This is a genomic window from Actinoplanes lobatus, assembly GCF_014205215.1.
Taxonomy (GTDB): domain Bacteria; phylum Actinomycetota; class Actinomycetes; order Mycobacteriales; family Micromonosporaceae; genus Actinoplanes; species Actinoplanes lobatus.
The window spans coordinates 6876032-6891365 of the sequence record NZ_JACHNC010000001.1; the positions used below are offsets into that span (position 1 = coordinate 6876032).

The 15334-nt window shown below is 69.2% G+C and carries 9 protein-coding genes and 1 pseudogene; 4 read left to right on the forward strand and 6 right to left on the reverse strand.

Features of this window, described 5'->3' with window-relative positions; translation table 11 throughout:
- Positions 1-107: 107 nt before the first annotated feature.
- From BJ964_RS31560 to BJ964_RS31570, 3 genes are read right to left on the reverse strand one after another with little or no spacing between them, the layout of a single operon-like run.
- The gene (locus tag BJ964_RS31560; protein WP_188124081.1) at positions 108-1913 is read right to left on the reverse strand and encodes a choline/carnitine O-acyltransferase; all 1806 of its coding nucleotides are present in this window, start codon (positions 1911-1913) and stop codon (positions 108-110) included.
- 22 nt (positions 1914-1935) lie between these two features.
- Positions 1936-2787, reverse strand: a complete 852-nt coding sequence (locus BJ964_RS31565) for a class I SAM-dependent methyltransferase (protein ID WP_188124082.1) — start codon at positions 2785-2787, stop codon at positions 1936-1938.
- 18 nt (positions 2788-2805) lie between these two features.
- The gene (locus BJ964_RS31570) at positions 2806-3648 is read right to left on the reverse strand and encodes a HalD/BesD family halogenase (RefSeq protein WP_188124083.1); all 843 of its coding nucleotides are present in this window, start codon (positions 3646-3648) and stop codon (positions 2806-2808) included.
- 335 nt (positions 3649-3983) lie between these two features.
- Here BJ964_RS31570 and BJ964_RS31575 point away from each other — a divergent pair, with 335 nt between their 5' ends.
- Positions 3984-6800: an ATP-binding protein gene (locus tag BJ964_RS31575; RefSeq protein WP_188124084.1), complete on the forward strand. Its 2817-nt coding sequence runs from the start codon at positions 3984-3986 to the stop codon at positions 6798-6800.
- Positions 6801-6961: 161 nt separating this feature from the next.
- A complete protein-coding gene (locus BJ964_RS31580) occupies positions 6962-8086 on the forward strand; it encodes a nucleotide disphospho-sugar-binding domain-containing protein (RefSeq protein WP_188124085.1) in 1125 nt (374 codons plus the stop codon).
- Positions 8087-8124: 38 nt separating this feature from the next.
- On the opposite strand, the gene BJ964_RS31585 is transcribed toward BJ964_RS31580, so the two are convergent.
- Positions 8125-8736, reverse strand: coding sequence for a VTT domain-containing protein (locus tag BJ964_RS31585; protein ID WP_188124086.1), 612 nt, complete (start codon positions 8734-8736; stop codon positions 8125-8127).
- A gap of 132 nt (positions 8737-8868) precedes the next feature.
- On the opposite strand from BJ964_RS31585, the gene BJ964_RS47465 reads away from it, so the two are divergent.
- Positions 8869-9855, forward strand: coding sequence for a CHAT domain-containing protein (locus BJ964_RS47465; RefSeq protein ID WP_203832762.1), 987 nt, complete (start codon positions 8869-8871; stop codon positions 9853-9855).
- Positions 9747-12923 (forward strand): tetratricopeptide repeat protein, encoded by a 3177-nt coding sequence (locus BJ964_RS31590; protein ID WP_223149641.1) that lies wholly within the window; start codon positions 9747-9749, stop codon positions 12921-12923. The genes BJ964_RS47465 and BJ964_RS31590 overlap by 109 nt, the downstream gene beginning before the upstream one ends.
- A 638-nt stretch (positions 12924-13561) precedes the next feature.
- On the opposite strand, the gene mraY is transcribed toward BJ964_RS31590, so the two are convergent.
- Together mraY and BJ964_RS31605 are read right to left on the reverse strand one after the other, a co-directional pair.
- Positions 13562-14665, reverse strand: coding sequence for a phospho-N-acetylmuramoyl-pentapeptide-transferase (mraY, locus tag BJ964_RS31600; protein WP_188124087.1), 1104 nt, complete (start codon positions 14663-14665; stop codon positions 13562-13564).
- A gap of 173 nt (positions 14666-14838) precedes the next feature.
- Positions 14839-15315 (reverse strand): annotated as a pseudogene (locus BJ964_RS31605) (alpha-hydroxy acid oxidase); the annotation flags it as partial.
- Positions 15316-15334 lie beyond the last annotated feature (19 nt).

The window sequence follows — 15334 nt, forward strand, 5'->3', positions numbered from 1 at the left end:
CCATCACGAGCCGCTGGCCGCCTCGGTTCGGCACACGCAGAACTGTGAACCGGGTCCGCCGTCGAGCCGATGAGATCGAGCGGCCGGCGGCGGACCCGTGACCCGGGCTACTGCTCGTCGAGCAGGTCGCGTAGCTCCCGCAACGCTTCGCGGAGCCGGTCGGCAAACGTGTACATCATGTCGGCGACCGGGCGAGGTGTGCTGAGGTACAGGTTGAACCGGTCCGGCAGCAGCACGTACGCGATCCCGATGCAGCGACTGCTGGTAGCCCCGAACCCGAAGTAGCGGATGCTGGTCGACGGCGCCGAGCTGGTGCTCAGGTAGTCATCGCGCATCGTGAGCCAACCCGGCGTCTCGTACAGCCGGGGTGACTCGGACACGCCGAGCGCGGGCCCACGCCGCTTCTGAATCAATTGCAGCTCCCACAGGTGCTGCTCCGGTGCCGCACCGGCCTGGCACTGCTTCGCCCGTTCGACATGCTTGTCGGCCGCGGCCCGCAACGCTGCCCGCCGCTCGTCGGGTGACGCGGCGGGGTCGTCGATCGTGGACACGAATCGCAGCACCTCGGGCGTGACGACGCGCATCGCCTCGGTCCGCCCCCGCCGGTACTGGCGGGTGGCGATGGACTCGTACGTAGCACCGATGAAGCCCTTGGCCCGCTGGTGCGCGAGCTGGTAAGCCATCTGCACGAACGCGTCCGGCGACATCCGCAGCCGCTTGACCTCGTCCACCCCGAACTCGTCGAAGGACAGGGGCGCGGTGGCGGTGTCCGCGCCGTATTGAGCGAACGACCGTGCCGCGGCGGCGATGTCGGCCCGCAGCGCGTCGTCGAGCACGAACGTGACCGGCTCGATCGCCGGCACCCCCTGCGCCGCCGCACCCGACGTCGCGGCGTGCTCCTCAGGCGACACGGCGAGCAGCGCGTCGACGAAGCTGAGGATGGTGGTGCCGTCGAGCTCGCAGTGCTCGACGTTGATGCCGGCCGTGCCGTCGGCGAACACGATGAGCGACACCGCCTTGTCGAACCACCGGTTGCCGCTGTCGCCGTGCAGCAACTGATCGCCGGCCGCCTGATCGTCGGCCGGCGCCAGGTCCTCCAGGCACACGCAGAACAGCGCTGTCTCGATGGTGTCCAGCGCGGCCGGGTTACCGGGATCCAGTGCCGTCAGCCGGTCCCTGGCCGCCGCCCACTCGGCCCGGGCCATCGTGGTGAGATGACCGACCGAGGTGTCCGTCGTGGCCCGCGCGGCACCAGCCTTCTGCACCTCACGCAGGCCGGCCGCCAGGTCGTCGAGGGAGTACGGGCGCCCGTCCGGACCGATCACGTTCATCCGGAACACGTTGCCGCGCTGGAACACCGCGATGTGCCGTGCCGTCGACGGGCCCGGCCACTCGTCGCTGTACGGCGCTCGGACGGTGTCCTGCACCGGCCCCGGGATGCGGGTGGTGGAGAACAGGAACCTGTGCTGCGCCATCGACAACGGCTTCCCGCGCGTCGCGATCGGCGGGATGCTTTCGTCGTCGAGCTGGGTCTTGTAGCTCACGGCGGCGGCGATGAGTCCCGCCGCGCGCTCCACCTGCGGCTCGGCGAATCCGTGCAACGGCGTTTCACGGAACAGGAAGAAGAAGTTGGCGTTCAGCGCGATCCGGTCCCGGCGACCGAGGTAGCGCGCCGGCCAGAACGCGTCCAACCAGCTGTGGGTGGCCGGATCCGCGTCGTACCGCACCAGATCGGCGTGCAGCTTCGGCCCTGGACCATCGGGCCGTCCGAAGTCCCGTACCGCGGCCTCGGTGTCGGCGAGCTCCTCCTCCGTCAGCAGCGGCGTACACCACTCGAGGAACCGGGCGCAGGTGTCCTCCAGCGCGGGCAACGGCACCCGCGACAGTGTGTCCTCGTTTTCGAACGTGCTCACTCGGTCTCCTCGAATTCGATGATCATCGGGCGGCCTTCTGGGTCATTGAATCGTCAATGTCGAAGGTCAAGGGGTCGGGAGTGCCGACGGGCCGGGAAACGTAGAGCTGAGCGTGCAACCAGCCGTCGCTCTCCAGCCCTTCCGGATCGACGCCGGCGGCGACCATTGTCTCCAGCACCTGCCGTTGTTCCCGGTCGGACGCGAAACGGCGCTGCCGGAACGTCCGGTCCACCCGCATCGTCTCGTAACCGAGGGCCGCGAGGCGATCGGCGATCGGCTCGAACGGGAACATCCGCAGCACGAAATGCGCCATCCACGGCCGCCGGTCGGGGCGGGAGCCGACCACGCGTACGAGTGTCCGGCCGGTGACGTAGCCGAGGCATCCGGTGGAGATCACGATGTCGGCCTCGGCGAACTGGGCGCGCTGGCCCGCCGTGGGTTCGCGCGCCTCCAGGTCGGCCTGCACGGCATCGTCGAGGAACCCGGCCGCCGATGCGTACGCCAGCGCGGGCCGGGACACGTCCAGCCCCACGAACCGGGCCGGGGACCCGTGCGACCGGACCAGCTCACGATCGCGCTCCAGCAGCTCCTGCCGGGTGCACTCGGTGTCGGCGTAGCGGTCGTACAGGTCGTCCATGGTGGCGTCACAGCGCAGCAGCGCCGCGTTGACGCCGTAGGAGCAACCGACGTCGACGACGGTCGGGACGGCCACCTGCCGCGATTCGCGATACTGCCCGATTATTTGCTGGAAATAGGGTTTGGCGAGTTGGGGAATGCAATAGTCGAGCTCACGCAGAGTGGTGAAATAGGCGCGGGGATCGGGCTGCGTGTAGATGCCGTCGAGAGAGACTTTTCCGGTCTGGTCGAAACGCACGGGGCTCCTCGCGATTATTCAGTCCAGCAACTGGTCGACCCGCACGGCATTGCGCTCGGCGTCGAGGTGCGCGGGCAGGACCCGGCCGAACAGCTGCCGGGTACGGGCGACGCTGCCGATCACGCCGGGGCGTTCGGAGTAGGCGAAGATCGCTGAGTGCCGGGCGGTGGCGCCGCTGACCGCGCTCACCCGGTGCAGCGCGTACCGGCCCTTGAACAGCTGGAGATCACCGGGGCGCAGGGTCAGGGCCTGCACCGGCGAGCGGTCGGCGCCGGTGAGCACCGAACGGACGGCGTCGAAGTTCTCCGCGCCCGCCGAACGGATGTTCGGGCAGTACTCGAAGACGCCGCCCTCCTCCGGCTCCTGGGTCAGCATGCTGACGGTGAACTCGTTGGTGTCGAAGTGCCACGGGTGCTCCATGCCGGGTTGCACGACGTTGAGCACCAGGCCGGACAGTGGGTCGGCGAGCTCGTGCAGCTCCGGTAGTTCGAAGCAGGCGGCGACGAAGCGCACGAAGGACGGGTCGGTGTACAGCCGGTGGATGACGCTGTCGGTGGGGATCCGGTCGCGCGCGACGAACGCGTTGCCGCGCTGCATGACGATGCTGCCCGGGTGATCGGCCGGCAGGTCGGCGTCGAACGCCATGTTGTAGACGTTGGTTTCCTCGACGTCGTAGTACGCCAGCGGGGCGACCCCGGCACCTTCTCGCCGCAGCGCCTCCCGGCTGCCCGGCAGAATGAACTCCGGCAGCACGCTGCATCCGTGGTCGCGCAGTTCGGTGCGTGCCCGGGAAACGACGCTTTCCCATGCGTCGCTTCCCGGGTCGGTCAGTGGATAGCGCGCGGTGTCCACAATAGTCATTCGGGCGGGTCCCCTCCTTCAATGGTGGCTGCTTGAAGAAATGGGGAATCCTAACAAGAGTTACCGGCGGGTAGCTCCATGTTGGTTACATTGTTCACAGCACCGGGTCCGGAGCGCGGCTGCCCGCCCGCGCCCATCGGCTTGCGCCGGCGACACCTCTGCGACGTCGTCGGGCGTCACTCCCGGCTCGGACAGCAAGTCCCCGATCAGCTCCGGGCGACCCGGGTCCTGGCAGGGCTGACGTTCGGGATGGCATGTCAAACGCTCAGCAGATGCGCGAAACGGCCGATGTCGTTTCTGTGGAGGCGCGCACACAAGGTGTGGCCCGGTCAGGAGTGACGGGCGAGGCGCGCCCATCCGGGTCAGCGGTGGAGCGGCTGACCCGGATGGGCGCGCGGCTGCTGCACACCCCGATGTCCGGGGCGGACCTGTGCGGCACCGACCGGAACACTCCGGGGGCACACCCGTGCAGCCAATACGTGATCAGGGAGAATGCCCCACTTATCGTGCCCGACGTCGAGGCCGACCCGCGACTGAGGGACGACCCGGCAGTCCGGGAACACGAGACGATCGCGTACGCCGGGTACCCGCTGCGGTCGCCGGATGGGGAACCGGTTGGTGCGTTCTTCGTGGCCGACGTCGTAGTACGGCAGTGGAGTGCTGACGAGCTGGCAGACCTGCTCGCCTTGGCCGAGGCGGCGGAGGCGGCCGCGACGGAGACCTCCCTGCGCATCGCGTACGGCGAGGCACAGCTCGCCCTGGCACGCCAGCAATGGCTGCTGGAAACCACGGACGACGCGTACATCGCGCTCAACACCGACGGCCGGATCAGCGGTTGGAACGCGGCCTCCGAACAGCTGTTCGGCTGGTCCGCCGCCGAGGCGACCGGACAGGTCACCACCGAGTTGATCGTCCCACCGAGGTTTCGGAACGTGCACGAACAGCGGCTTGCCGAGGCACGTCGTATTGGTACGTCCGAGCTGGTCGGGCAGAGGCTGGAACTGGCCGCGACGGACCGCGCGGGCCGCGAGTTCCAGGTCGAGATGACGCTTCAGACAGAGCTGGTGCACGGCCAGCCGGTGTTCCACATGTTCCTTCACGACATCAGTGCCCGGATCGCGATGCAGACCGCTCTGGAGGACGAACGGGCATTCCTGCAGGCGCTGCTCGACAGCATGGAGGCCGGGGTGGTGGCCTGCGACAGCAAGGGCAAGCTGGCACAGCTCAACCAATTGCTGACGAAGATCCACGGCCTCGGAGTCGAACCCGTCGAGCCCGAGGAATGGCCGGCGACCTATTACCTCTTCGAGGCGGACGGACAGACGCTGATACGACCGCGTCAGGATCCGCTGGCCCGCGCCTACCGGGGTGAGATCGTCCAGCACCAGGACATAGCGATCGTTCCTCCCGGCCGGTCGCCGCACATCCTCCTCACCAACGCCCGGCCGATCAAGACCAAGGACGGCCGGTGTCTCGGCGCCGTGGCAGTGCACCACGACGTCACCGAAAGCCGCCGTGCCGAGCGGTTGCGCCGGTGCCGGCATGCCGTGGCAAACGCGCTTTCCGAGGCCATCTCGGCCCAGGAGGCCGGGGTCACCGCGGTCGAGGCGGTCGCCGCGGAGATGCAGTGGGCCTGCGCCCAATACTGGGAGGTCGACGAGAAACGCGACCGGATCATCCGGATCGGCTCCTGGGCCCGCCCCGGCACCGATCTGGCCCCGTTCGACGGCACCGACCAGCTCGCCTTCATCCGTGGGGAAAGCGTGCCCGGCATGGTGTGGGAACACGACCACGAGATCTGGACCACCGACCTGCTGCACGGCTTCGCCGACGTCGGCCGGCTACCGCTCGGGCACCGGCTCGGGCTGCGGACGGCGTTCGGCGTGCCGGTGCACATGGGCCACCGAGTGGCCGGTGCGCTCGCCTTCTTCGCCGACACCGAGATCCCGCGCGACGACGAGATCCTCACCATGCTGCAGAGCATCGCCGGGCAGATCGGCCGTTTCATGGAGCGGCGCCGCGCCGAGGACCTGACGCTTGCGCTGGCGGCCGCTCGCCGCGACTTCAACCGGGTGGTCGAACAGGTCAACGACTGCCTCTGGACCGTCGAGATGACGCCGTCCGGCGAGGTCCTGTCGCAGTACGCCAGCGCCGGCGGCAGGGGCGTCTTCGGCGGCGTGATACCCACCGACTCGGACATGGCCCTCACCTTCGGCAACCTGGTGCACCCGGACGACAGACAACTCTTCGAGCTTTACCACGAACGGGCATTGTCGGGCCTGCCCACCGAGTTCGAGGCCCGGGTCATCGGCTTCGACGGCATCACCCGCTGGGTCTGGACCCGGGGCACGCCCCGACACGAAGACGGTCACCTTTATATCGACGGCATCAGCACCAACGTCACCGAACGTCGGGAATTGGCCGACCAGCGGGAACAGTTGCTCGCCCAGGAACAGCAGCAGGTACACCGTCTGCAAGAACTCGACCGGATGAAGGACGAACTGGTCGCCGTCGTCAGTCACGAGCTGCGCAACCCCATCGCGATCATCGCGGCCCACACCGAGGTCCTGATGGATGAGCCCGACCTGGCCGGCCAGGCGGAGCTCGCCGCCATCGAACGGACCATCGCCCACCTGGTGCACCTCGTAGACGACCTGCTGGACGTCGCCCGCTTCGACAGCGGGCAAGCCAACATCGACCTGAGGCCACTACGCCTGGACCGGCTCCTCCATCGGGCTGTACAGGAGCACCAGCACGGCGCGGACGCCAAGCCGGTCACCCTGGTCACCGAGATCGACGCGCTGCCCGTGGTGCCGGGCGACGCCCACCGGCTGCGGCAGGTCCTGGACAACCTGCTCTCCAACGCCGTCAAGTACACGCCCCCGAGTGGCACCATCACGGTGACAGCACACGCCACCGATGACACGGCCGTCGTCCGCGTAACCGACACCGGCATCGGCATCCCCGCCGACGAATACCCCAAGCTGTTCAACCGGTTCTTCCGGGCCAGCACCGCGACCAGCCGGAAGATCAAGGGCACCGGGCTCGGTCTGACCGTCGTCAAGGCCATCGTCGACGCGCACGGTGGCACCATCACCGCCGAGCCGGCGCCCGGAGGTGGCACCCGATTCACCCTGACCCTGCCACGCTGAGGCCACGACGAGGATGAGCGCGCCGCGGAACACGCGTGACAGCCCGGGCTCGCCGCCCGCGGTGAGGCCGTATGCCGCGAGTCGGCCGATTCGCCGCAGGTTTCGACTGGAGCGGATTCTGGTTGGCTTCGCCACGGCGCTCCTCGTTCTACGGTGGATTGGTGCGCGTACTCATCGTGTCGGCGCCGATGCTGGGGCATGTCTTCCCGCTCGTCCCGCTTGGCCGGGCGCTTGCGGAGGCGGGTCACGAGGTGCTGGTGGCGACCGCTGCCGAGGCGCTGCGCGTACGGGAAAGCGGCCTCGCCGTGCACGACGCCCTGCCGGGCTACCGGTTCGGCCCGATAGCGGCCCGCATGCTGCTGCGCCACCCGCTGCTGTCCCGCGCGCAGCTGGCCGGTACCACCGATCCCCGCGGCGTCGGCATCCTGTTCGGTGCGGTCAATGATCGGATGGCGGACGGCGTGGTGGCCGTTGCCCGTCGGTGGCGGCCGGACCTCGTCGTCTACGAACCACTCGCGGTAGCCGGTGCGCTGGCTGCCGCCGGCATCGGCGTGCCGGCGGTACTGCACGAAACCACGCTGTTCGGCGGCCCGTCGCTGGTGGCCGCGACCGCCTCCCGGCTCGGCGACGCCCTGCGCCGACATCCGGTCGGTGACCTTCCACCGCCGGCCGCAGTACTGACGATCGCACCGGCCAGCGTGGCCGGAACGCGCGACGGCTGGCCGATGCGTGCCGTGCCATACGGCGCCGACCAGCCGTTACCCGGCTGGCTCACCGAGCAGCCGTCGCGCGCCCGTGTCCTGGTCAGCCGCAGCACGGTGCCACAGCCCGGACCGGACCGGCTGATGCGCCGGGTGATCGACGCCGCCGGCCCCGTCGACGCGGACTTCGTGCTGATCCGCCCGGATCGGCGGGCCGCTGCCCGCCGGTACCCGCCGAACGTCCGGGCCACCGACTGGCTGCCGCTGCCCGCCGCCCTTGCGGTCAGCACCGCGATCGTGCACCACGGTGGAGCCGGCTCCACCCTCGCCGCCCTGCACGCCGGCGTCCCGCAACTGGTCGTCCGCGGCGCCGGCGACCGCAGACACAACGCCGAACTCGTCGCGGTGCGTGGCGCCGGACTGGCTGTCGACGACAGGGAGATCAGCACGGCGGTGCTCGACCGGTTGCTCGATGATCCGGCGCTGGCACGAGCGGCGCAGCAGGTCAGCGCCGAGGTGGCCGCCATGCCGGCCCCCGCGGACCTCGTACCCCGGCTGACCGAACTGATCCTCAGCCAGCGCTGAACTTCTCCGAGCGCGCCGGTCGTGGGTGAAAGACGAAGTCAATCGATCAGTGACCGGCCCAGCACCCAGCAGAGCAGGGCGGCCACGGCGACCGCGCCGAAGACGACGAGGCCGTCGCCGGTCGTCGCGCCACGCCAGCCCGCGTAGGAGAAGGCGACGGCCGGTCCGGCGGTACCCGCGGCGGCGGCGGCGAACGCTGCCGCCGGCCGCATTCCCAGGGCGCCGGCGGTGTACGCGACGGTCTCGGCCACCAGCGGCAAAGGCCGGCTGACCACGACCGCCAGCAGGCCCCAGCGCCGCACCAGCCCGGCCGATCGAGGGGTACCGGTCGCGAGCAGGTTCCGGGACCGCCGCCCGAGGACATAGCCGACGGCGAATCCGCCGAGGCCTCCCAACAGTGACAGCGCGGCACCGGCGGCCAGGCCGAACGTGGCACCCAACGCGACCATCACGACGCTCGACGGCACCGGCAGCACAGCGTCGGCGACCAGCAGCCCGACACCGATCACCGCGGCAGCGACCGAGACCCTGCCCAGCAACGGCCGCGGGTCGGTGAGCACCGGCACCCCGGCCAGCTCGACGATCAGGAAGACCGTCAGGAGCACGGTCGCCACGACGGCGACCAGCATCCAGACACGCAGACGTCCCATACCGGAGACGGTACGAGCGGCACACCGCCCTTGACAGTCAGTAAGCAGACGAACGGCCAGTCGTGAGGTGTTGGGCGCAGCTGCCTGAGCCTCCAGCGGCTTGTCCGTCAGTCATCAAGCGGGAGGTGGCTCGTGGCGACCGGTGTGGTGATCGACGGTTCCGGCTTCGAGATCGTGGCCGACGGCGTACGGGTGGGGCCGCACCGAGCGCTGACCGACGTCGACGAGGCGCTGCTCTCCGATCTCGCGACGCGCTATCTGCAGGCGGTTCAGGCGCACGCCGGTGACGACGTGTTCCTGGCGCTGGGCCGGGAGCTGTGGTCCTGGCTGGACGGTGACCAGGGACAGATGGCGGCGATGCTGGATCGCGTTTCGGCGCCGGTGACATTCGAGGTACGGGGACCGCGCTCGCCGGAGGAGCGGGAGTGGGCGGTGTTGCGGGCGCCCTTCGAGTTGTTGGTGCGGCCGGGTGTCGGGTTTCTGGCCGGGGACGCGGTGCAGCGGTTCTGCGTGGCGCGACGGCTCGGTGCTCCGGTGGCGGCGCCGGATCCTGACGGGTTCCGGTTGGGGCTGGCGTTCATGGCGTCGTCGCCGCGCCGGCAGCACGAGCTGGATTTCGAGGCCGAGGAAGCGGCGATCCTGGCCGCCGTCGACGACACCCGGGTCGATCTGGTCGTGGAGGACACCGGCAACCCCGTCGAGCTGGGTCGGCGGCTGGCGGATCTGGGCGGGATGCCGGTGGTGCACCTGTCCTGCCACGGGGTGAACAGGTATCCGGTGCGGCCGGGCCGCACCGGTGTGCCGGTGCTGATGATGGAGGACGAGGTCGGCGACGACCTGCCGACGGCGGCCGCTGATCTGGTACGGCTGTTCACCTCGGTGCCGCGGCTGCTGTTCGTGTCGGCGTGCCTGACGGCAACATCGGCGGGCACGGCCGGGCATCTGCCGGCGGGGCCCGGTCGTCGCGCCGGCGCGGGGGAGGGGGGCCGGATGCGATGCTGGCTCACTCGATGGCGACGGCGCTGGTGTCGGCGGGTGTTCCGGCGGTACTGGGCTGGGACGGGTCGGTCGGCGACGTCGCGGCGACCGTGTTCGCGAAGAACCTGTACCAGCAGCTGAGCAACCGCTCTGATCTCGCGGTGGCCGTCGGTGACGCCCGACGGGCGCTGCTGCACGCCGACGACCGTGAGGTGCATACGGACTGGCATCTGGCCCGGCTGTGGCTCGGACCGGGCGGTGGCGGGCCGGTGGTGACGGGAACGGGCCGGCGGTCACGGGTGTCGGCCGTACACGGGACCAAGGTCTTCCTGGACCGCAAACAGCATGTGCCGGTCGCGTCGCCGGCCATGTTCGTCGGCCGCCGCCCCGAACTGCAGCGCGCGCTGCGGGTCGTACGCGGCCAGGACAAGGCGGGGGTGCTGCTGCACGGCCAGGGCAGGCTCGGCAAATCCAGCCTCGCGGCCCGCATCTGCGACCGCAGCCCACAGCTGGCGCCGGCGGTGGTGTTCGGCGACTACAGCGCCGCCGCGATCCTCGAAGCGGTCGACGAGGCGGTCCGCGCCGACAAGGACGCGCGCGATCTGATCCAGGAGCGTCGGCCGGAGGTGCGTGACCGCCCGGAGGCCCTGGAGCAGCTGCTGATCGACCTGCTCAGTGGGCCGTGTGCGCAGGCCAACGGCAGGCATCGGCCACTGCTGCTGGTCATCGATGATCTCGAACAGGTGCTGGCACCGGACCCGAACGGCCCGCATCGGGTCGATCCGCGGGTCGCCGGGGTGCTGGCCGGTGTGTTGCGGGCGTTCGACCCGGCCCTGACCGACAGCCGGCTGCTGGTGACCAGCCGCTACCAGTTCACGCTCGGCGGCCTGGAAGCCCGGCTGGAGCAGGTGCCGCTGCGCCCGCTGTCCCCGATCGCCCAGCGCAAACTGCTGAACCGGCAACAGGAGCAGGTTCCTTCCCAACGGCGGCAGGAGCGGGACCGGCTCGCCGAGCGGGCGATGACGGTCAGCCGCGGAAATCCGGGGTTGCAGGATCTCATCGGTCTGCGCCTGGTCTACGGCGAACAGGTCGACCTCACGAGGGCCGAGGCCGCGGTCGCCGGGATGGAGGCGTACCTGCGTCGGGGCGGGTTGCCGTCCGAGGCCGAGTTGCGCGAGTTCCTGGAGAACCTGGCGCTCGACACGCTCCTCGAGCAGGCCGGACCGACACATCGCGCGCTGTTGCGGGACCTGACCGTGTTCGAACTGCCCGTACCGGTACCGGTGGCCGACGTGCTCGCCGAACGCGCCGCCGGTTCGACAGCCCGTCTGGTCGGGTTGGGTCTGCTCGACGTATTCCCCGACCGTCACGACCCGCAACAACCGGCGCTGACCGTCAACGCTCTGGCCGCCGGTCGCGTCGATCCGCTCGACGCCACTGAGATCACCGACCTGGCCCGGGCGGCCGCCGAGCCGCTGTACGCCGCGTGGGGCGGTGACGCGGCCGGCGACCGCGATCCCGAACTGGATCTCCAGTTGACCCGGATCGCTCTGCACGCCGACACCCCGGACATCGTTGCCACCTGCGCTGCCCGCGCCGTGAACGCGTTGCGATCCGGCCCTGCCATCGACGCGTACCGGCTCGGCCAGACGGCGATCGCGCTGCTCGACCAGCATCGAGCACCGGTCCCGCTGTTGCTTCTTCGGTGGGTCGCCGACGCCGCCCAAACCAGTGGTGACGGTGACGCTGCCGGTCATTTGTACGGTCGGGCGAGTCAGCAGGCGCAGACCGACGGCTCCGACCAGACCGATCCCCTCGACCGGGCACGGGTGAGCGCCGAGCACGCCAGGTACCTGATCGATCGCGGCGAGCTCCACCGGGCCGAAGAACTACTTCGGCAGGCCAACCACCTGTTCAACTCCGCTGGATCCGAAGCAGAAGCCGCCGCCTGTCAAGGAACGATCGCCGACATCATCTACCGACGCGGCGACTACGACGAAGCACTCCGCATCCGCCGTGAAGTCCAACTCCCGGTCTACGAGCGTCTCGGCGACACCCAATCCATCGCGGTCACCTGGGGCTACATCGCCGACATCCTCTTCCAGCGAGGCGACTACGACGAAGCACTTCGCATCCGCCGTGAAGTCGAACTACCGGTCTACGAGCGTCTCGGCGACACCCAATCCATCGCGGTCACCTGGGGCTACATCGCCGACATCCTCTTCCAGCGAGGCGACTACGACGAAGCACTTCGCATCCGCCGTGAAGTCCAACTACCGGTCTACGAACGTCTCGGCGATACCCGCGAGACCGCGATCACCTGGGGCGCCATCGCCGACATCCTCCACCAGCGAGGCGACTACGACGAAGCATTCCGCATCCGCCGTGAAGTCGAACTACCGGTCTACGAACGTTTCGGCGATACCCGCTCCATAGCGGTCACCTGGGGCAAAATCGCCGACATCCTCTACCAGCGAGGCGACTACGACGAAGCACTTCGCATCCGCCGTGAAGTCGAACTACCGGTCTACGAACGTCTCGGCGATACCCGCTCCACCGCGGTCACCTGGGGCAACATCGCCGACATCATCTACCAGCGAGGCGACTACGACGAAGCACTCCGCATCCACCGTGAAGTCCAACTACCGGTCTACGAACGTCTCGGCGACACCCGCTCCACCGCGGTCACCTGGGGCAACATCGCCGACATCATCTACCGGCACGGCGACCACGACGAAGCACTCCGCATCCGCCGCGAAATCGAACTACCGGCCTTCCAACGTCTCGGCGACACCCGCGAGACCGCGATCACCTGGGGCCGGATCGCTGACATCCTCTACCAACGCGGCGACTACGAGGAAGCAGTCGTACTTCAGGCCAAGCGGCTGCGCGTCGCCGAGCAGTTAGGCGACCTGGAGGGTATTGCGGGCGCCCAGTGGGGACTGGCCCAGATCGACTTGGCGCGGGAGGACTACGAGGCCGGGTTTCCGCGGCTTGTGGAGGCATTTCGAGCCCTTCGGCGGCTTCAAAGGCCCGACGGCATAGCTGTGGTCGGCAGCGTTCTGGGGCAAATCCTTCTGGCGGCCGGCAATCAGAAGGAGGCGCGGTCCGTCCTGGAGGAAAGCCTGGCTGCCGCTGAGAAGATCGGGGCAACGGACATAGCAGACGAAGCTCGTGGCTTGATTTCCGGGATCCAGGAATCTCCGTGATGGAATGCCGGTCCGCCAGCTGATGGGATTTGACAAGCACCGGCGCCGAATAGGTGCTGCCGACGGGCATTGACCTGGTCATACGCGCGCTTGGTCTTGGCCGGATTCGTTCGGCTGCCCGTTTCTCATCACGATCGTCGCCGATCAGGCTTGGCTGGACGCACAGGCCTTCAGTGGCCGACCGGCGGCGCGAGGTTCATCCCGGCCGGACGGGCCGTATCGCCAGCCGCGATGGCGCAGTCGGCCGCCGGCACCATCGCGAGACCCAACGGCGCTGGATCTGAGTTCGATCATCTGGCCCGACGGGTAGTGACCGCGGTGCGCCGGGGCGGCAGCGCGTCGGTCTAGGTGGCCGGTTCGGCCCGTTCAGGGTGCCGCGGGGAGTTCAGGGGCGGTGGGCGGGGGTGAGGCCGGTCTTCGGTCGATCTCCTGCACGCCGAGAGTGGTACGCGGATCGACCTGGCGGCAATGCCCGCCGAGGGTGTCGAACGATGCCGTGCGGCGTGAGCGCGGCTGGCCGGGCATCCGACCTGTGTCGGCGGCGGGCAGCAGTGAGCCGAGCAGCGACGACGGGATCCATCCGCAACGAGCCGAACTCACCGGCCGACGCTGACGGCGGCCCAGAGGTTTCCGTGGCTTTATCCGACGGCCGCCAGGAAGTCCGAGTAGAACAGGCCCAGGCCAACCGCGACGCAGACGCCGGCCACGGTCCAGAACCGGACCACGATGTTGACCTCGCTCCAGCCGGCCAGCTCGAAGTGGTGGTGCAGCGGCACCATCCGGAAGACACGTCTGCCGGTGGTCCGGAACGAGACGATCTGGATCACCCAGGTGACCGTGATGAGGAAGAAGAGCCCGCCGATCAGGATCGACAGCAGCGTGGTGCGAGTTGCCACCGCGAGCCCGCCGATCAGGGCGCCGAGCCCGAGCGAGCCGACGTCGCCCATGAAGATTCGCGCTGGGGACGTGTTCCACCACAGGAAACCCAGGCATGCGCCGGCCGCCGCTGCCGCGATCATGGCGATCTCCAGGGGATCCCGAACCTGGTAGCAGTAGTCGTTCGCGCGGGCGTACGTTTCGTCGGCGCACCAGTGCCGGTACTGCCAGAACCCGATCAGCGCGTACGCGCCGAGTACCAGGGTCGACGCGCCGGTGGCCAGGCCGTCGAGGCCGTCGGTGAGGTTCACGCCGTTCGACATCGCCGTGATCACGAAGACGAACACGATCACCGAGCCGACCTTGCCGACGTTCAGCCAGCTGATGTCCCGGATGAGCGAGATGTGTTCGCTGGCCACGGTCTGGCCGTTCGTGCTCACCGTGTAGAGGGCGGCGACGCCGAATCCGGTGCCGACGATCGCCTGGCCGAGCAGTTTGCCCTTGGCGGACAGGCCGTCGGAGTTGCGCTGGCGCACCTTGAGGAAGTCGTCGACGAAGCCGATCACGCCGCAGAAGACGAACAGGCCCAACAGGATGAGGGCCGTCATGGTCGGCTTCTCCTGCGCGATCTGCCGCTCGGGCAGCGTGGTCAGCGCAAAGTGCCCGGCGACGTACGCGAAGAGGGTCGCCACGATGAACACGACGCCACCCATCGCAGGGGTGCCCGTCTTGCCCTCGTTCGAAGCGAGCCCGAGGGAGCGGATCGGCTGTCCGGCCTTGAGCGCGGTGAAGACCCGGATCGCCACCGGTGTGCCGAACAGGGAGAGGACGAACGCGACCGCCGCCGCAACGATGACCGCCCTCACCGGCGAGCCTCCACGAGATCCGGGCTACTCATGGCGCCCCACCGCGCGATACGCGTCAGATAGGTCAGCATCAACGATCATGGGGCACGATCTTGCCATCCGACAGCAACCGGAGCAGCCCCGAACCACCCGGCACAAGGGACTACATCAGCGTTGAAGGCGGCCCCGGGCCACTAGCAGACGGTGTCGGCCTCGACCCGGATGAGCGCGCCGCGGTCGAGGTCGGCGGGGCTGCCGCGGCCGAGCAGCGTGAGTACGGTCGTGATCTCCTCACTGAGCAGCTCGAACACGCGTGACAGCCCGGTCTCGCCGCCCGCGGTGAGGCCGTATGCCGCGAGCCGGCCGATGATGACGACATCGGCGCCGAGGGCGATCGCCTTCACCACGTCGGCGCCGCGCCGAATGCCGCTGTCCAGAGCTATCGGTATCGCTGGGCCGACGGCGTCGCGGATGCCGGGCAGCGCTTCGAGCGACGCACGCTGCCCGTCGAGCTGCCGGCCGCCGTGGTTGGACACGACCAGCGCGCTCGCGCCGGCGGCGACCGCCGTCCGCGCGTCCTCGACGGTCATGATGCCCTTCGCCATCCACGGCAGGGTGCTCTGGGCGAGCAGCCCGGCCAGTCGATTCCACGACCACACCGGAGCCTCATGTTCGAGAAGCTGACCGAGC